Raw genomic sequence first — 16125 nt, 5'->3', positions numbered from 1 at the left:
GGAGCGCCGAGGGAGGGATGCCATGGACGCCGAGCTGGCTCGGATTCCGTCCGCAGACGACTGCGTGCTCGGCCCGCTGCTGGAACGGCGCGCGCGTGAACAGGGGGACAAGGTCTTCGCCCGCCTCGCCGACGGCCGCGAATGGACCTACGCCGAGGCGCTCGCCGACACCCGCCGCATCGCCGCGGCCCTGCAGGGCTTGGGCGTCAAGCACGGCGACCGCGTGCTCTGCTGGCTGCCCAACGGCATCGAGCAGCTGCAGATCTGGTTCGGCCTGAACTATCTCGGCGCCGTCTTCGTGCCGATCAACCTGGCCTACAAGGGCCGCATCCTCGAGCACGTGATCCAGAATTCCGACGCCGCGCTCATCGTGGCACACCGCGATCTGGCGCCGCGACTCGCCGGGATCGAGCTGCACCGCCTGGCCCGGGCCGTGGTCCTCGGCGGCGAAGCCGAGCTGCCGCCGGCGCTGAAGGCGCTCTCCGCAAAGGCGCTCGACGGCGACCCGGCAACGGTCGAGCCGGCCGACGTGGCGCCCTGGGACACCCAGATGATCATCTACACGTCCGGCACGACGGGGCCCTCCAAGGGCGTGCTGACGTCTTACATCCAGACCCATGCGATGACCGTCGAGGCGCTCTGGTTCATCGACGGCGACGACCGCGAGCTCATCGCCCTGCCTCTGTTCCACGTGGGCGGAGCCAGCCTGACCTACGGCATGCTCGCCAGGGGCGGCTCCGTCGCCATCGTCGACGCCTTCGACACCCGCGCCTTCTGGCGGGTGGTCCGGGAGAACCGGGCGACGGTGTGCACGCTGCTCGGCGTGATGACCCCCTTCCTGCTCAAGGAGCCGGAGAGTCCGGCCGACCGGGATCACACGCTGCGCAAGGTGCTGATGGTGCCGCTGTCCGAGGATGCCTCGGCCTTCGCCAGCCGCTTCGGCAGCGACGTCTATACCGGCTTCAACATGACCGAGGTGTCGACGCCGCTGGTCTCCGAGCGCAACCCCAAGGTCAAGGGCACCTGCGGGCGGCCCCGCCCAGGGGTCGACGTACGCCTCGTCGACGAGAACGACTGCGAGGTGGCGCCCGGCATCGTCGGCGAGCTGATCGTGCGCACGGCGCGGCCGTGGGCCATGAACCACGGCTACAACAAGAACCCGGAAGCGACATCGCGCGCCTGGCGCAACGGCTGGTTTCACACCGGCGACGCCTTCCGGCGCGACGAGGAGGGCAACTTCTTCTTCGTCGACCGCATGAAGGATGCCATCCGCCGCCGCGGCGAGAACATCTCCTCCTTCGAGGTGGAAGCCGAGCTGTGCGCTCATCCCGCCATTCGCGAGGCCGCAGCCGTCGCCGTCGCCAACGAGTATTCCGAGGACGAGGTGCTCGCGGTGGTGTCGCTCGCCGACGGGCAGACCCTCGATCCCGCCGAGCTGATCGCCTTCCTGATCCCGCGCATGGCCCACTTCATGGTGCCTCGCTACATCCGCGTCATGGAGGCGCTGCCGCGCACGCCCACGCAGAAGGTCGAGAAGTACCTGCTGCGCAGCGCCGGCATCACGTCCGACACGTGGGACCGGGAGCAGGCGGGCATCCGCATCAAACGCGAAAAGATCGGCGCCATCGGCTGACACAGCCGCCCGGCCCGGCGCTGACCCTTGAGGAAACTGCCATGAACGACACCCTGCGCACCAAGCTTGGCGTGCCCTTCCCGCTGTTCGCCTTCAGCCACTGCCGCGACGTCATCGTCGCGGTCAGCAAGGCCGGCGGTTTCGGCGTGCTCGGCGCCGCCGGCTTCTCGCCGGACGAGCTGGAGACCGAGCTCACCTGGATCGATCAGCACATCGACGGCCATCCCTATGGCGTCGACCTGCTGTTCCCCGAGAACATGGCGCTGGCCGGCGAAGACCCTTCCCGCGTCACCGACCTGGCGCGCGGCATTCCCCAGCAGCATCGCCAGTTCGTCGCCGATCTGCTCAAGACGCACGGCGTCGACCCGGGCGGCGAGGCGGACGCGGTGCGCGTGTCGCGGCCCCCGTCGCTGCTGCGCGCCCAGGGCGTCGCCCTGCTCGACGTCGCCTTCCGCCACCCGATCAAGCTGATCGTCAACGCGCTCGGCCTGCCGCCCAAGGAGATGTTCGAGGGCGCCCGCGCCAAGGGCGTGCTGGTGGGGGCGCTGGCCGGCGCGCGCGAGCATGCCCTGCGCCACGTGGAGGCGGGCGTCGACGTCATCGTCGCCCAGGGCGGCGAGGCCGGCGGCCATTGCGGCGAGGTCTCGACCATGGTGCTCATCCCCGAGGTGGTGCGGGCCGTGCGCGCCGTCAGCGACGTGCCGGTGCTGGCCGCCGGCGGCATCATGACCGGGCGGCAGATGGCGGCGGCCATGGTGCTCGGCGCCTCCGGCGCCTGGACCGGCTCGGTGTGGCTCGCCACCACGGAATCGGAGACCAGCGAGATCTTCCGCGACAAGATGGTCAAGGCGCGCTCGCGCGACACCGTGCGCAGCAAGGGCCGCACCGGCAAGTATTCGCGCCAGCTCAAGTCGGCGTGGACGGACGCCTGGGAGGGGCCGGACAGCCCGGGTGCGCTGCCCATGCCGCTGCAATCGATGATCTCGGAACCGGCCCTGCAGAAGGCGACGGCCGCCGCCGAACGGGGCGTGGCCGGCGGCCGCGAGCTCGTCACCTACTTCGTCGGCCAGGGCGTCGGTCTGGTCGAGAACGTCCGCTCCGCACGCGCTGTCGTGCAGGACTTCCGCGAGGAGTTCGCCGAGGCCCTCGGCGACCTCGACACCCTCGCCAGCTGATCCCCGGGCAGGACGGTTCGTCTTCGAATTACCATGCGCTAGACTGGAGTTTCCATGGCCCGTTACGTCTCGGAAGACCTCGACCAGGGTCTCGCCATCATCACGCTCAACCGGCCGGACCGGCGCAACGCCATCAGCATGGAGCTGGCCGAGGATCTGGTGGCGGCGGTGGCGCGGGCCGCCGCCGATCCCAAGGCGCGGGCCGTGCTGCTGCGCGGCGCCGGCGGCACCTTCTGCGTCGGCGGCGACGTCAAGGGCATGGCCGAGCGCGGCCATGGCTCGGGCCCGGTCGACCACCAGGTCAGCGAGCTACGCCGCGTCATGGAGGTGTCGCGCCTGCTGCATGACATGCGCAAGCCGACGATCGCCGCCCTCGACGGCGCCGCCGCCGGCGGCGGCCTCTCGCTGGCGCTCGCCTGCGACCTGCGCATCGCGGCCAAGTCGACGAAGATCACCACCGCCTTCGCCAAGGTGGCGCTGCCCGGCGACTTCGGCGGCACCTACCTGCTCACCCGCCTGCTCGGCTCGGCCAAGGCGCGGGAGCTGTTCCTGCTGTGCCCGCTGCTGACCGCCGACGAGGCCCTGGCGCACGGACTGGTGACAAAGGTCGTCGCCGACGCGGATCTGCAGCGGGTCGCGCACGAGATCGCCTCGGGGCTGGCCCAGGGGCCCAGCCTGACGCTGAGCTACATGAAGCAGAACCTCAACCTGGCCGAGACCGCGCCGTTCGACGTCTGCCTGGATGCGGAGGCCTTGCAGCAGACGCGCGCCACGGTGACGGCCGACCACAAGGAAGCGGCGCGCGCCTTCGTCGAGAAGCGCGCCCCGCGCTTCACGGGGGCCTGACATGTTCGACTATGCCGCGTTCCAACCGGGCCAGGCCATCGGCTCGCACCGCCTGACGCTCGAGCAGGCGCTGATCGACCAATGGTGTGAGTTGTACCCCGCCGATGCGGACGGCGCCGTCATGCCGCCGGGCATGATGCCCGTCATCACCAGCCGCGCCGTGTCCCACACGCTGCGGCCTTCGCCTCCCGGCGGCGTGCACGGTGGCCAGGTCTTTCGCGTGTCGCGCCTGCCGCGCGCCGGCGAGGAGATCGTCACCACGGTCGGCTGCGAGCGCAAGGAGGAGAAGCGTGGCCGCAAGTGGGTGCTGCTGGCGATCGACAGCGCCACGGCGGACGGCGAGCACCTGTTCTCCAGCCGCATGAACAACGTGTGGGCCGCGTGATGACCGATGCCATGCCCGCCCGCCTCGTCCCCGCCGAGAAGGTGATCGACCGCCAGGCCATCCGCCTCTACGCCGAGCTGACGACCGATTTCAATCCGATCCATCTGGATCCGGAGTTCGCTGCCAAGTCGCCGATGAAAGGCATCATCGCCCACGGCATGCTGTCGCTCAACCTGGTCTGGCAAGCCTTACGCGCCACCTTCGGCCGTCAGGTGGCGGACGGGGCCGTCATGGACGTGCGCTTCATCAAGCCGGTGCGCGAGGACGACACCGTGCATGCGGAAGGCGAGGCGGTCGCCGATGCGCCCGGCCGCTACGCGGTGCGGGTCGTCAACCAGCATGGCGAGGCCGTCATTGTCGGCACCGTCGACCTCGCACACGTCGGGTAGAGCATATCCGCGTTTATTTTTCTTCACGCGAACCGGCGTCCACGGCGCTCGAAAATGCTTTAGGATGGGTCCGAAGCGTTCGACTCTGAAGATAAAAGAATAGTGCCAGCCCACGGGGCGGGCGCAATACGGTTCGATGGGATAGCCGGGTCAATCCCGGCCATGACCAAGTCGGAATTGAAGGGCCCTTCCCCTCGACGTCATCGCCGGGCTTGACCCGGCTATCCATCGCGTTGGAAACCTTGGCCTCGACTTGGCCTGGTCGACTGCACCTCGTGCGCGCACCCCCCCCCTTAGATCTCCGCCCCCTCAATGATGCCGCCGAAGCGCTTCCAGGCGGCGCCGTCGAATCGCTGCAGCTGCACCTGGCGGATCGGGTGGTAGTTCGTGGGGCTGGTGTTGACCAGGATGCCGGGCAGCATGGTCGGCATCTGGAGGTCCTTCAGGCTGGTCGCCTGCTTCATGATGTTCTCGCGCGTGAAGGTGCCGTTGCACTGCTCCAGTACCTTCATGAGCACGCCGGCGACCGTGTAAGCATACAGAATGTAGGAATCGTTCATCTTGCCGTCGGGGAAGTATTTGGCCAGGAAGTCCACATATTCCTTTGTGCCCGCGTCGTCGGCCCAGGTGGGATCGGTGGCGTCCTTGAGATAAGCCGAGGCGATCACGCCGGTCGACCGCTCGGCACCGGCCGGGATCAACACGCCGGCGATCGAGGCGGCGCCATTGGCGATATAGTGGGTCGGCTTCCACTGGAGCTCGTAGACTCGCTTGATCGATTGGGCGACGAACTTCGCCGTGGTGCCCGAGAGCAGCACATCGGCCCCGCTCTGCTTCAACTGCACGATCTGCGAATCCACGGTGGGGTCGGAAACCTCGTGCGGAACGGTGGTCGCTTGCTTTTCGAAACTACCCTGCAGGACATCTCGCACCCCCGCGACGTAATCCTTACCCAGGTCGTCGTTCTGATACAGGATGGCGAACTTGACCGACGGGTTCTGCTGGAGCGCGTGTTTGGCAAAGATCTGCGCCTCGATGCGAGCGCTCGGCGCGAAGCCCATGGTCCAGGGATTGGTCTTGTAGTCGCCCCACTTGTCGCCGTTCACCGACAGGAACAGGTGCGGGACCTTCTTCTGGTTGAGATACTTGACGATGGCCGAATTCGGCGCGGTGCCAAGCGTGTTGAACAGGAAGGCGACGCCGTCGCTTTCAACCAGCCTGCGCGTCTGCTCCACCGTCCGCGGCGGGCTGAAGCCGTCGTCGTAGTAGATGTAGGTGATCTTCCGGCCGGCGATGCCGCCCGCCTCGTTGACCATCCTGAAGAAGGCGTCCTGGCAGCGGGCCTGAATGCCGAGCGCCGAGACCGGACCGCTCAGCGACGTCGTGCTGCCGATCTTGATCTCGGCATCGGTCACGCCGGGCAGGTCGTCTGCACGGGCGCGGCGCCCGCCCCCCGTGATGAGCCCCGCCATGGCCAGCCCAGCCACGAATGTCCTGCGGTCGAACCCCGTCATGCCACCTCCCCACCTCGCCACCGCCTGCTGCGCAGGTCGGCTTGTCGTTGATGCGCGCACCGACGCCGGCGGGCCACGATCCGCGAATTGCCGGGGAGATTAGAGCGCGCTCTAATGATGTCAATCGGCTTGCAGCCGAGCGAGGCTCGCTTGCCGGAGCGCGCGCAGCCGCGCCGCCGATTCGGGCTTCGCCACGGCGGCGAGGACGAGGGAAAAACCGACTTTGAGCTTGCGGCGCAGCTCGTCCGTCGTGATCATCCCCTCGGCCCAATGCGAAAGGCCACCGCGAGCGAGGAAGGACAGGGTCGCTCCGGTCTCGGCATCGTCGGTATCGCGGCGCAGCCGGCCACTCTGGCGGGCCGCGGCGACGAGGCGGCACCAGAAATCGACTCGCGGCTTACTGATCTCGGCGTAGAGATTGCCCTCCCGCCCGCTCACATACATCATCGCCCTGTAGAGACCCGGCTGCTCGTCGTAAAGCTCGGTCGCCACATCCAACGCGATGAAGAAGTTGTCCAGGCCATCCGCTCCGGAACGCTCATTGAAGACCGCCTGGAAGTGCGCCAGATCCTGGTCGAACACGCTCTTCAGGACCGACGACTTGTTGCCGAACAGATTGTAGACGGTCGCCGGGCTGACGCCGGCATGCTCGGCGACAAGGGTGATCGAGAGCGCCTCCAGCTCGACCTCCCGCAACAGCATCATCGTCGCCGACACGATGCGGACCCGCCGCCGGCGCTTGGCCAGTTCGTGTCCGTTCGGCTTGGCGTCCATGCAAGCTCCTGCCCGGGGCATCCGATCGCCCTCCCCCCGCGGCGACACCCGCTCGCCGACGCCTCAGCAATACGATCGCGCCGCGCCGGGCACAAATAGCCGCACCTGCGCATTGACATATTTAGAGTCCACTCTAATAAATTTATGCCGATGCCAGCCGGCGGCCCGCGCCGGACCAGCGTTCAAGACGAGGCGCCGCGCGAGACCACGGTCCGCGCCGGATGGCCAGCGACACGGGAGGACACGATGGCGGACATCAGCGGCGGCATGGCCCTGGCGAGAGCGCTGAACGCGCTGGGCGTCGGCGAGGTCTTCACGCTGCACGGCGGCCACCTCGATTCCTTCCTCACCGCCTGCGCCGACACCGGCATCCGCCTCACCGATACGCGCCACGAGGCGACGGCGGGCCATGCGGCCGAAGCCTATGCCCGCGCCACGGGCGACGTGGGGGTCTGCGTCATCACCGCCGGGCCGGGCTTCACCAACGCCCTGACGTCGATGACCAACGCCTGGCTCGACGCCACGCCGGTGCTGTTCATCGCCGGCGCACCGCCGCTGCGCGAGGTGGCGACCAACCCGCTGCAAGGCGGCTTCGACCAGGTCGCCATGGCCGCGCCGGTGACCAAGTGGTCGCACCGCATCACCAACGTGGAGCGCATTCCCGATCTGATCGAGAAGGCGCTACATCTCGCGCGGTCCGGGCGCCCCGGCCCGGTCTTCATCGAGATGCCGATCGACATCATGTTCGGCGTTGCAGACGAGGCGCTGCTCTCGCGTGCCGTCCGGCCGGCCATCACGGCACGGCCCTCGGTGCCGGTGGCCGCCATCGATCAGTTCGTCGCCCTGCTGGAGGCGGCCGAGCGGCCGGCGATCATCGTCGGTGGCGGGGCTGCGTCGCGCGCCTGTGCCGCGCTGCTGGGCGCATTCGCCGAGGCGGCGGCGATCCCTGTGCTGGCGAGCAACAAGGGCGCGGGCGTCCTGCCCCATGAGCATCCCTTCAGCGCGGGAGCGGCCGGCACGCTGGCCGTGGCCGCGCTCGTCGAGCGGCAGCCAGCCGATCTGGTGATTCTGCTCGGGGCCCGCGCGGGCATGTTCCTCGGCGGTCGCCAAGGCACGATCATCCCCCACGGCGCCAAGCTGGTGCAGATCGATATCGATGAGGCGGAGATCGGCCGCCTGCGGGTGCCCGACCTCGCCATCACCGCAGATGCGGCCGAGTTCCTCAAGGCGGTGGCCGAACGCACCCGGGGCCGGACGTGGCGCCGCCGCGCCGAGTGGATCGACACGCTGAAGCGTTGCCCCGGCCATTTCCTGCGTGCCTTCGAGAGCGCGCCGACCGACAACGGCCGGGGGCTGCTGCACCCCTTCCACGCGGCGCGGGCCGTGGCCGAAGCCTTGAGCCCCGATACCGCCATTGCCTGGGACGGCGGCGAGGCGCCCGGCTGGTTCCGCCCCTTCGCGCGCGTCCCCGGGCCCGGCCTCAGCCTCGGCAACGGCTATCTCGGCTGCCTCGGCGTGGGCCAGGGCTTCGCCATCGGGCTCGCCCGCGCCCGGCCGGAGCATCCGGTCGCCCTCATCCTCGGCGACGGTGCAGCGGGCTTCCATATCGCCGAGTTCGACACGATGGTGCGCCACCGACTGCCCGTGGTGACTGTGATCTTCAACAACGCCTGCTGGGGCATGTCGCAGCACGGGCAGGAGCTGGTCTTCGGCCGGCAGAATCTCGCGGCGGTGAAGCTCGCTGCCAGCGACTACCACGAGGTCGCCGTCGCCTTCGGCGGCCACGGCGAGAAAGTGACGCGCTACGAGGACATCGCCCCGGCGATCCGGCGCGCCCAGGCGGCCAAGGTCGCCGCCTGCATCAACATCACGACCGATCCGGCCATCGTGCACCCCGTGACGCCGACGATGATCGGCAAGCTGGATGCCGAGGACGAGATCCCCATCCCCTACTACGAGAACATCCCCGCGCCGGGCCGGCGGGCGCCGGGAGCCGCGCGATGAAGGCCGTCGTGCGCCGCCAGCGCCGGCTCGTGCTGGACGAGGGCTTCCCCGAGCCTGTGCCCGGCACCGGGCAGGTGCTGGCCCGCTCGCTCGCCTGCGGCATCTGCGGGTCCGACCTGCACGGGCTGGAGCACCTGGAGGAGCTTGCGGCGCTGGCGCAGCGCTGCGGCTCGGCGACAACGCTCGACGGCGACAAGGACGTGGTGTTCGGCCACGAATTCTGCGCCGAGGTGATCGAGGCGGGGCCGGGCAGCAGCGGCCGCATCCGACCCGGCACGCGGGTCGTCGCCATGCCCTTCTGCGCCGGGCCCGGCGGCATGGAGCTCGTCGGCTTCTCCAACCGCTTCCCCGGGGCCTTCGCGGAGCGGCTATTGCTGACCGAGGCGCTGTTGCTGCCGGTGCCGGAGCATCTCTCCGACATCCTCGCCTGCCTGACCGAGCCGTTCGCCGTCGGGGAGCATGCGGTCGCGACAGCTCGGCTCGACGGCGACGCCGTGGTCCTCGTCCTCGGCTGTGGGCCGATCGGGCTCGCCACCGTCGCCGCGGCCAAGCTGCGCGGCATCGGCCCGGTCGTCGCCTGCGACTTCTCGCCGGCGCGACGTCAGCTGGCAGAGACTATCGGCGCCGACATCGTCATCGATCCCGCCGTCGACAGCCCTTATGGGCGCTGGGAGACGTTCGACGTGCCGGCGACGTTGGCCAGCCGATCGGTCGCCCTCGCAACAGGACGCATGACCCGCCCGGCGACGATCTTCGAATGCGTCGGCAAGCCCGGGATGCTGCAGGCGGTCATCGACGGCGCCCCGCCGGGGTCGCGCATCGTCGTCGTCGGCGCCTGCATGCAATCGGACGCCATCGAGCCGCTGATGGCCATCAACAAGCAGCTAAGCTTCGACTTCGTCTTCGCCTACTCCCCCGAGGAGTTCGCCGCTACGCTTGCCAACATCGCCGGCGGGCGAATCAAGGCCGGGCCGCTGGTCACCAAGGTCGTCGGGCTTGCCGCGGTGGCGGACGCCTTCGCCCTGGCGAGCCGCGCCGACGAGCACGCCAAGATCGTCGTCGATCCCCGCCTTTGACAGGACCATAAAGGGACGGCCGGCGTCGAAGCCGGAATGGACGAAGCAGCGGGAGGAACGAGCGTGCGCTTTTCGGGCAAAGTGGCGATCATCACGGGCGGGGCCTCGGGCATCGGCGCGGCGACGGCGCGCCGGCTGCACGGCGAGGGCGCATCCGTCGTCGCCTTCGACCTCGACGAGGAACGCGGCGCCGAGCTGGTGCGCGCGGCCGGCGGCGAGCGCATGGCGTTCCGCCGTGTGGACGTCGCCGACCGGGCGCAGATGGCGGAGGCGATCCAGGAGGTGGCGCGCCGGCACGGCCGGCTCGACGTGCTGTTCAACAACGCCGGCATCGGCTCGCACAGCACGACGGTCGACCTGCCCGAGGAGGATTGGCGCCGGGTGTTCGCCGTCAACGTCGACAGCGTCTTCTTCGGCTGCAAGGCGGCCATCCCGATCATGACGGCGCAGGGGTCGGGCGCCATCGTCAACACCGCCTCGATCTCGGGCATGGCCGGCGACTTCAATTTCGACGCCTACAACGCAGCGAAGGGCGCGGTGATCAACTATACCCGCGCCCTGGGCATCGGCCTCGCCCGCGCCGGCATCCGCGTCAACGCGGTCTGCCCCGGCCCGGTCGACACCCCGATCATCGCGCGCGTCAACGAGATGCCGGGCCTGCGCGAGCACTGGGACGAGCGGGTGCCGCTGGGGCGCTTCGCCCAGCCCGAGGAGATCGCCGCCGTCGTCGCGTTCCTGGCCAGCGACGACGCCTCCTTCATGGTCGGCGCGATCGTGCCCGTGGACGGCGGCCTCACCGCCCACACCGGCCAACCCCACATCGCCCGCTTCCTCGAAGGGGTCGGCGTTCCGAGCGTCTGACGCGACGAGCCCGACGCCGCCGACCGTTCGGCGGAGCGCGGGGGCGGCGGCCGATGCGCCGCGCCAGGAATCACCGTCCGGAGAAGACCGGGCGGCGTTTGCCGATCACCGCGGCGAGGCCCTCGCGGCTGTCGGCAGTGGCCGACAGCTCGGCCACGGTCCGCGCTTCCTCGGGCAGACAGGCCTCGACGCCGAGGCCGACGCCGTTCCACAGCAGGCGCTTGGTGGCAGCCAGCGCCTTGGGGGCCCCCTCCGCGACCTCGGCGGCCAGCCGCCGGGCTTCCACCGCGAGCTCGCCCGCCGGAACGACGCGATTGATCAGGCCGAGCGCCCGCGCCTCCTCGGCGGCAACGACCCGGTTGGTGACGAACAGCTCCGTGGCGCGGCGAAGGCCGATGAGCCGCGCCAGCACGACGGAGGAGCCGGCATCCGGGGCCATGCCGACCCGCGTGGCGCCGGCCATGAAGCGCGCGCTGTCGGCGGCGATCACCAGATCGGATGCGCACACCAGCCCGAGCCCGCCGCCGCCGGCGGCATAGCCGTGGACCTCGGCGACGACGATGGCGTTGAGCCGGATCAGCGCACCGACTGCCACCTGCAAGTGGGCCGTGACCTCGCGGAGAAAGTCGCCGACCGCCTCGCCCTTGGAGGCGAATTCGCGCACGTCGCCGCCGGCGCAGAAGTTTGCGCCCGCGCCCCGGAGGTGGACGACCCGGACCCGGGCATCGCCGTGACAGCGCATCACCGCGGCGCACAGGCCCTGCATCATCTCGATGTTCATGCCGTTCGATGCGGCCGGCCGGTTGAGCGTCAGGGTGGCGACACCATCGGCGTAGGCGAGGAGCACCGGGCCGTGGGCGATCCAGGGCTCGGGATCGGTGGATAAACTGTGCGGCATTGGAAAGAACCTGGATTTATTGCTTGTCTGATGGATGGCAGGGTCAAGCCCGGCCATGACGACTTTGGACTGGCGTGGCTCGACCTGGAACGTCACGGCCGGGCTTGACCCGGCCATCCATCTACTCAGACGAGGAACGACAGCGTGAAGATCGGTTTGTGGTTGTTCACGAGGCCCACCTTCTTGCGCGCCATCTTGAGCGCGCCGTCCACCAGCCGCAGCCGATATTCATTGCGCGTGGCCCAGACGGTCTCGCCGCGTAGATTGTCCTCGAACACGACGGCGTTGGCGCGCACCTCGATCTCGTCACCGGACTGCGACACGATCTCGATGTTGGACAGCACCCGCGCCAGCTCCGAGCGCGGCGTCTGGGTGTGGCGGCGGCCGGTCTTGAGCTGGTCGATGCGGATGCCGATACGCGAGCGGTTGTCGTAGATGAACGACATCGTCCGCTCCGGATCGGTGTCGTGGCCGTTCGCCGGCACCCAGTAGATGCCATCGTCCGTCCACAGGGCCTCCCACTCGTCGTAGGCGTGGGTGTCCTGGAGGCGGGCCTCCTTGAACAGGAACTGCTCGACCAGCCGGTGCAGCCCCTCTCGGGCCGCCACCGCAGCGGCGTCGATCTGCGCGTTCATCCTCGTCACCCTACGACGTCATCAGATCTAGGTAGTGGCGCCAAATGCCGCGCTGCGGCACCTCGTCGGTGGCGTGGCCGATGCGGAAACCATCGGCATCGCGGCCCTCCCGATGCAACCCGCGGATCAGCGTCACCCACTCCGGATCGCGGATGAGGGCGCCGCGGTGATTGCGCTCGTACATCTCGGTGTCGTCGGCCAGCAGGAATCCCGCGGGGCCGACCGAGCCCATGGTCTGCTGGCGCAGCCGACGGTTCAGCTCCGGCGCGCCCTTGAATTGCAACGCCGTGACGTGCTGGATGGTCTCGTCGACGGCGACCGGCTGCAGCACGAAGAGCTGGATCTCGGCGATGAACAGGTTGGGGAAGATCATGGTGTGCGGCGAGCCGTCGATCATGATCTGCCGCGCACGTTCTGCCCCGTAGGCCGCGGTCATCGCCGCCGCGTAGCCGGGCAGGCGCTCGGCATCGGTGCCGAACCATTGAAGCGGCTTGGCCGACCGGCGCCACTCGGGCCTGAGGTCGAACTCGGTGTGGCCGTTGCCGAAGTCACGGGTCAGCGCCGTGGAGGCCGGGCTGTAGAGGTTGCCGATGCCGCTCTCCGCCACCTGGAAGATCGAACCGTGCACGAAGGCCGGGTGGTAGCCGTCGGTCTCGTTCTCCAGCATGAACTTCCAATTGGCCTTGGTGCGGTGCTGGAGGAAGCCGGCGGTGAGCTCGAGTTCGCCCTCCGGCGAGTTGTCGAGCAGTTGATCAATCGAGGCCTTGGCCCCACCCAGGTAATCGTCGAGCGAGGGGCCGTCCTCGGCGAACGAGCCGAAGACGAAGCCGCGGTAGATGCCGATGCGGGGCACCCGGCCCAGGGCGAATTGAGATTTGTCGGCACCCTGGTAGCCGTCGGCGTAGGCATAGCCGATGAGCTCGCCCGAATTGGCGAAGGTCCAGGAGTGATAGGGGCAGGTGAAGCTGGTGCGATTGCCCTGACTGTAGGCACAGAGCTGGTTGCCCCGGTGCGGGCATTTGTTGAGGAGCAGGCTGATGTCGCCGCGGCGGTCGTGCACCATCAGCACCGGCGTCGGCCCGATCGACTTGGTGACATAGTCGTTGCGATTGGGCACCTCGCTCACATGTCCCACATAGACCCAGCCGCGGTACCAGATCCGGCTCAGCTCCTCCTGGAAGACTTGCGGATCGTAGTAGAGCGCGCTGTGCACGCGCGTCGGCTCGATGAGGCGGCGATAGTCGCGCACCGGTGACATGTCGTTCATGGGGCCTCCCCATCCCGGCCGCCTCGCCTCGCAATTGCACGATCGACCATTCGGGCTATTAATTGCCGCCCAATGTTACGCCTGTCAAGCCGCATGCGACGCCGCAGGATCCGTGAGACAAGCGGCACAGCATCGACACCCAAACGCGGGGACCCATGCTCAGCAAGGCCTCAGCGGGCATCGGCGGCTCGCGCGGCCCGCGCGGCTCCGCAGCGTGAATCCGATTGCATAGCCCGAACGATCGGTCTATGTTTTACCTTAACCACAACCAAGACATCGCCGAGCGCACCGCGCCGGGAGGAAGGCCTGAGCCGATGATGCACCCCGAGATCGAAACGCTCGATCACGACGCGCTGCTCGCCCTGCAGCGCGAGCGACTCGCCGCCTTGAGTCAGCGGCTCGCCCAAAGCGACGAGTGGATCGCCCACTTCCGATCGGCCGGCATGAACCCGCGCGATCTGGCGGCGGCGGATGGCCTCGCCCACGCCCCTTTCCTCGACAAGTCGAGCCTGCACGCCCGCTATCCGTTCCCCTTTCTCACCGCACCCATGGAGGCGATCGAGCGCTTCATGGCGACGTCGGGGACCACCGGGCTGCCGGTAATGTTCGGCATGACGGGAAACGACTTCCGCCGGCTGCTGCCCTACCAGATGGCCCGCGTCCTCACGGCGGCCGGCGTGCAGCGCGGCCAGCGCGCCTATCAGGGCTACGGCTACGGCCTGTGGATCGGCGGCCCGGCGCTCGATGCCGGCTTCGCCGCGCTCGGCTGCGCCACCGTGCCCATCGGGCCGGGCCGCGGCGAACTGGTGGTCAAGTGGATGCGCGACCACCGCTACGAGGTCGCATCGATGTCGCCGCTGTGGCTGATGACCTTGGTCAGCACGGCCCGCGAGCTCGGCATCGATCCCAAGCGCGAGTGGGGGCTGAAGCTCGGCATCCTGGGCGGCCAGTCGGTATCGACCGAGTTCCGCACCCAGCTCGAGGCCGCGATGCCGGACGGCTTCGTCAGCCACAACATCTACGGCACCACCGAGGCCGGCGGCCCGATCCTGGCCATCTCGACGCCCCACACCCACGCCGACGACGAGCTCCAGCTGGTCAACGAGGACACCGTGATCACCGAGATCCTCGACCCCAAGACGCTGGCACCGGTAGGGCCGGGCGAGGTCGGGGAGATCGTCGTCACGACGCTCGGCCGCGAGGCCTCGCCGGTGGTGCGCTGGCGGACACGCGACCTCGTGCGGCTCTCCGCCTCGCCGTTCGACTGCCCGTCCGGCCGCCGGGGCATGCGCAAGATCAGCCGCATCATCGGCCGCACCGACGACATGATCAAAGTGAAGGGCGTCATCGTGTTCCCCTCTCAGATTGAGGACATCGTCGCCAAGACGGCGGGCACGGTGAAGGAGGCCTGGCAGATCTATGTCGACAAGGAGCGGAGCACCATCGGCACCATGCGCGTCGCCGTCGAGGCCGAGGGGCAGTCCGGCCGGCCCGCCGACGCCATCGCCGCCGACGTGCGCCGCGAGATCCGCGCCCGGCTCGGCATCAGCGCCGAGGTCGAATGCGCCACCGAAGGCACCCTGCCGCGCTACGAAGCCAAGGCCACCCGTGTCCTGCACCGGGCCGAGGCGGGGTAGACGGCACCACGCGCCTCGTCATGGCCGGGCTGCCCCGGCCATCCATCGAACGGTCAAATGGCGTCAAGGCTGGGTATCGGCTGGCGCTTCAAGGCGGATGGAGGGCCGGGTCGGGCCCATGACGCGGCGGAAACGCTCACACCTCCCTGCGCGAAGCGCCCGCCGCTGCCCCCGCGGCCGAAAGGCAAATTGCCTTGTGTTCCCCGGCCACATATAATCCGATCGGTCAAACATTTTTTCGCGGGATTCGGATAGTGGCAAGGACGCGGTCGCCGGACTACGACACGATCCAAATGTTCATCATCGAACGGACCGCAGCTCTATTTGCGACTCGCGGCTATGCGGCGACTTCCATCGGCGACATCGCCGAGGCGTGCGAATGCTCCAAGTCCCGCCTTTATCATTATTTCGATTCTAAAGAATCAATTCTTGAGCAGATGATGACCACGCACGTGGACAAGCTGCTCGTCGAGTGCAAGCAGATCGTCCGCCGCAAGAAGGAGCCCGAGGTGCGCTTCCGCGAGCTGATCCGCCACTTCCTCGAGATCTACGCGGTCTCGCGCGACAAGCACGTCGTGCTGCTGACCTGCATGGAGTTCCTGCCGCCCGAGGCCCGCGATACCGTGCTCGACAAGGAGCGCAAGCTCGTCGCCTACGTGCACGACGAGCTCGCCCGCATCCGGCCGGACCTTGCGCGCGAACCGGGCCTGACCCAGGTCGACACCATGCTCTTCTTCGGCATGATCAACTGGACCTACACCTGGTTCGTGGCCAACGGCGCGATCTCGCCCAAGGAGATCGCCGACCGTAGCGTCGACATCTTCCTGCAAGGCTACAGCCACTTCGACGGCGCCCTTTCCGCGCCGCCGCGCGTCGCCGTCAAGGCCTGAGCGGGCCACCGGTTTCGTTGCAGAGCGCCTGCGCCCCGGCGTCATCACCGTCCCGGCCATTCAACCTGACTGGACAGATCGCCATCGCGGCTCTGCCGCCGCATCGGGTCGGCGCCTGGATCATTGTCCGTTTTAATTCAA

General features: G+C 68.7%; 15 protein-coding genes and 1 pseudogene. 11 read left to right on the top strand and 5 right to left on the bottom strand.

What is annotated here, in order from left to right:
- The first annotated feature begins 22 nt into the window (after positions 1-22).
- From IEW34_RS25560 to IEW34_RS25540, 5 genes are read left to right on the top strand one after another with little or no spacing between them, the layout of a single operon-like run.
- A complete protein-coding gene (locus IEW34_RS25560; protein WP_188612059.1) occupies positions 23-1633 on the top strand; it encodes an AMP-binding protein in 1611 nt (536 codons plus the stop codon).
- Positions 1634-1674: 41 nt separating this feature from the next.
- Positions 1675-2808, top strand: coding sequence for an NAD(P)H-dependent flavin oxidoreductase (locus tag IEW34_RS25555; RefSeq protein ID WP_188612058.1), 1134 nt, complete (start codon positions 1675-1677; stop codon positions 2806-2808).
- Positions 2809-2862: 54 nt separating this feature from the next.
- Positions 2863-3654, top strand: a complete 792-nt coding sequence (locus IEW34_RS25550) for an enoyl-CoA hydratase-related protein (protein ID WP_188612057.1) — start codon at positions 2863-2865, stop codon at positions 3652-3654.
- A gap of 1 nt (position 3655) precedes the next feature.
- Positions 3656-4039 carry a hypothetical protein gene (locus IEW34_RS25545; RefSeq protein ID WP_188612056.1) on the top strand — a complete coding sequence of 128 codons (384 nt, stop codon included), beginning with the start codon at positions 3656-3658 and terminating at the stop codon, positions 4037-4039.
- On the top strand, positions 4039-4428 hold the full coding sequence (locus tag IEW34_RS25540; protein ID WP_244642233.1) for a MaoC family dehydratase: 390 nt from the start codon (positions 4039-4041) through the stop codon (positions 4426-4428). The genes IEW34_RS25545 and IEW34_RS25540 overlap by 1 nt, the downstream gene beginning before the upstream one ends.
- A gap of 293 nt (positions 4429-4721) precedes the next feature.
- On the opposite strand, the gene IEW34_RS25535 is transcribed toward IEW34_RS25540, so the two are convergent.
- Positions 4722-5942, bottom strand: a complete 1221-nt coding sequence (locus IEW34_RS25535) for an ABC transporter substrate-binding protein (protein ID WP_188612055.1) — start codon at positions 5940-5942, stop codon at positions 4722-4724.
- A 120-nt stretch (positions 5943-6062) separates the two neighbouring features.
- Positions 6063-6716: a TetR/AcrR family transcriptional regulator gene (locus IEW34_RS25530; protein ID WP_188612054.1), complete on the bottom strand. Its 654-nt coding sequence runs from the start codon at positions 6714-6716 to the stop codon at positions 6063-6065.
- Positions 6717-6962: 246 nt separating this feature from the next.
- Between IEW34_RS25530 and IEW34_RS25525 the strand changes: the two genes are divergently transcribed.
- Genes IEW34_RS25525 through budC form a run of 3 tightly spaced genes read left to right on the top strand, consistent with a single transcriptional unit; the run spans position 6963 to position 10657 of the window.
- On the top strand, positions 6963-8720 hold the full coding sequence (locus IEW34_RS25525) for a thiamine pyrophosphate-binding protein (RefSeq protein ID WP_188612053.1): 1758 nt from the start codon (positions 6963-6965) through the stop codon (positions 8718-8720).
- On the top strand, positions 8717-9796 hold the full coding sequence (locus IEW34_RS25520) for a zinc-binding dehydrogenase (RefSeq protein ID WP_188612052.1): 1080 nt from the start codon (positions 8717-8719) through the stop codon (positions 9794-9796). Before IEW34_RS25525 ends, IEW34_RS25520 begins: the two co-directional genes overlap by 4 nt.
- Positions 9797-9832: 36 nt before the next feature.
- Entirely contained in the window at positions 9833-10657 is an 825-nt protein-coding gene (gene budC / locus IEW34_RS25515) for a meso-2,3-butanediol dehydrogenase (RefSeq protein ID WP_188612051.1), read from the top strand.
- Between the two features lie 70 nt (positions 10658-10727).
- Here the strand turns inward: budC and IEW34_RS25510 are convergent, their stop codons facing one another.
- The 3 genes from IEW34_RS25510 to IEW34_RS25500 all read right to left on the bottom strand — a co-directional run bounded on the left by IEW34_RS25510 (position 10728) and on the right by IEW34_RS25500 (position 13457).
- Positions 10728-11555: an enoyl-CoA hydratase/isomerase family protein gene (locus tag IEW34_RS25510; RefSeq protein ID WP_188612050.1), complete on the bottom strand. Its 828-nt coding sequence runs from the start codon at positions 11553-11555 to the stop codon at positions 10728-10730.
- A gap of 125 nt (positions 11556-11680) precedes the next feature.
- Positions 11681-12190 (bottom strand): aromatic-ring-hydroxylating dioxygenase subunit beta, encoded by a 510-nt coding sequence (locus IEW34_RS25505; RefSeq protein ID WP_188612049.1) that lies wholly within the window; start codon positions 12188-12190, stop codon positions 11681-11683.
- 10 nt (positions 12191-12200) lie between these two features.
- Positions 12201-13457, bottom strand: a complete 1257-nt coding sequence (locus IEW34_RS25500) for an aromatic ring-hydroxylating oxygenase subunit alpha (RefSeq protein ID WP_188612048.1) — start codon at positions 13455-13457, stop codon at positions 12201-12203.
- A gap of 248 nt (positions 13458-13705) precedes the next feature.
- Here IEW34_RS25500 and IEW34_RS25495 point away from each other — a divergent pair, with 248 nt between their 5' ends.
- The 3 genes and pseudogenes from IEW34_RS25495 (at position 13706) to IEW34_RS25490 (ending at position 15984) form a co-directional block, all read left to right on the top strand.
- On the top strand, positions 13706-15094 hold the full coding sequence (locus IEW34_RS25495) for a phenylacetate--CoA ligase family protein (protein ID WP_210324585.1): 1389 nt from the start codon (positions 13706-13708) through the stop codon (positions 15092-15094).
- Positions 15095-15387: 293 nt separating this feature from the next.
- Positions 15388-15522, top strand: a pseudogene (locus tag IEW34_RS31160) (helix-turn-helix domain-containing protein); the annotation flags it as partial.
- A gap of 12 nt (positions 15523-15534) precedes the next feature.
- On the top strand, positions 15535-15984 hold the full coding sequence (locus tag IEW34_RS25490) for a TetR-type transcription factor C-terminal domain-containing protein (protein WP_244642209.1): 450 nt from the start codon (positions 15535-15537) through the stop codon (positions 15982-15984).
- The last annotated feature ends 141 nt before the right edge of the window (positions 15985-16125 follow it).

Origin of the sequence: Chelatococcus reniformis, from assembly GCF_014640075.1 — a bacterium.
GTDB classification, from domain to species: domain Bacteria; phylum Pseudomonadota; class Alphaproteobacteria; order Rhizobiales; family Beijerinckiaceae; genus Camelimonas; species Camelimonas reniformis.
This window is presented reverse-complemented; position numbering and strand designations above follow the sequence as displayed.

Bases quoted from the DNA above. Each gene is read 5' to 3' on its own strand.
- IEW34_RS25495 (WP_210324585.1), top strand. From the start codon at position 13,706: ATGTTTTACCTTAACCACAACCAAGACATCGCCGAGCGCACCGCGCCG.
- IEW34_RS25540 (WP_244642233.1), top strand. From the start codon at position 4,039: ATGACCGATGCCATGCCCGCCCGCCTCGTCCCCGCCGAGAAGGTGATC.
- IEW34_RS25560 (WP_188612059.1), top strand. From the start codon at position 23: ATGGACGCCGAGCTGGCTCGGATTCCGTCCGCAGACGACTGCGTGCTC.
- IEW34_RS25490 (WP_244642209.1), top strand. From the start codon at position 15,535: ATGACCACGCACGTGGACAAGCTGCTCGTCGAGTGCAAGCAGATCGTC.
- budC (WP_188612051.1), top strand. From the start codon at position 9,833: ATGGACGAAGCAGCGGGAGGAACGAGCGTGCGCTTTTCGGGCAAAGTG.
- IEW34_RS25545 (WP_188612056.1), top strand. From the start codon at position 3,656: ATGTTCGACTATGCCGCGTTCCAACCGGGCCAGGCCATCGGCTCGCAC.
- IEW34_RS25505 (WP_188612049.1), bottom strand. From the start codon at position 12,190: ATGAACGCGCAGATCGACGCCGCTGCGGTGGCGGCCCGAGAGGGGCTG.
- IEW34_RS25510 (WP_188612050.1), bottom strand. From the start codon at position 11,555: ATGCCGCACAGTTTATCCACCGATCCCGAGCCCTGGATCGCCCACGGC.
- IEW34_RS25530 (WP_188612054.1), bottom strand. From the start codon at position 6,716: ATGGACGCCAAGCCGAACGGACACGAACTGGCCAAGCGCCGGCGGCGG.
- IEW34_RS25550 (WP_188612057.1), top strand. From the start codon at position 2,863: ATGGCCCGTTACGTCTCGGAAGACCTCGACCAGGGTCTCGCCATCATC.
- IEW34_RS25535 (WP_188612055.1), bottom strand. From the start codon at position 5,942: ATGACGGGGTTCGACCGCAGGACATTCGTGGCTGGGCTGGCCATGGCG.
- IEW34_RS25525 (WP_188612053.1), top strand. From the start codon at position 6,963: ATGGCGGACATCAGCGGCGGCATGGCCCTGGCGAGAGCGCTGAACGCG.
- IEW34_RS25520 (WP_188612052.1), top strand. From the start codon at position 8,717: ATGAAGGCCGTCGTGCGCCGCCAGCGCCGGCTCGTGCTGGACGAGGGC.
- IEW34_RS25500 (WP_188612048.1), bottom strand. From the start codon at position 13,457: ATGAACGACATGTCACCGGTGCGCGACTATCGCCGCCTCATCGAGCCG.
- IEW34_RS25555 (WP_188612058.1), top strand. From the start codon at position 1,675: ATGAACGACACCCTGCGCACCAAGCTTGGCGTGCCCTTCCCGCTGTTC.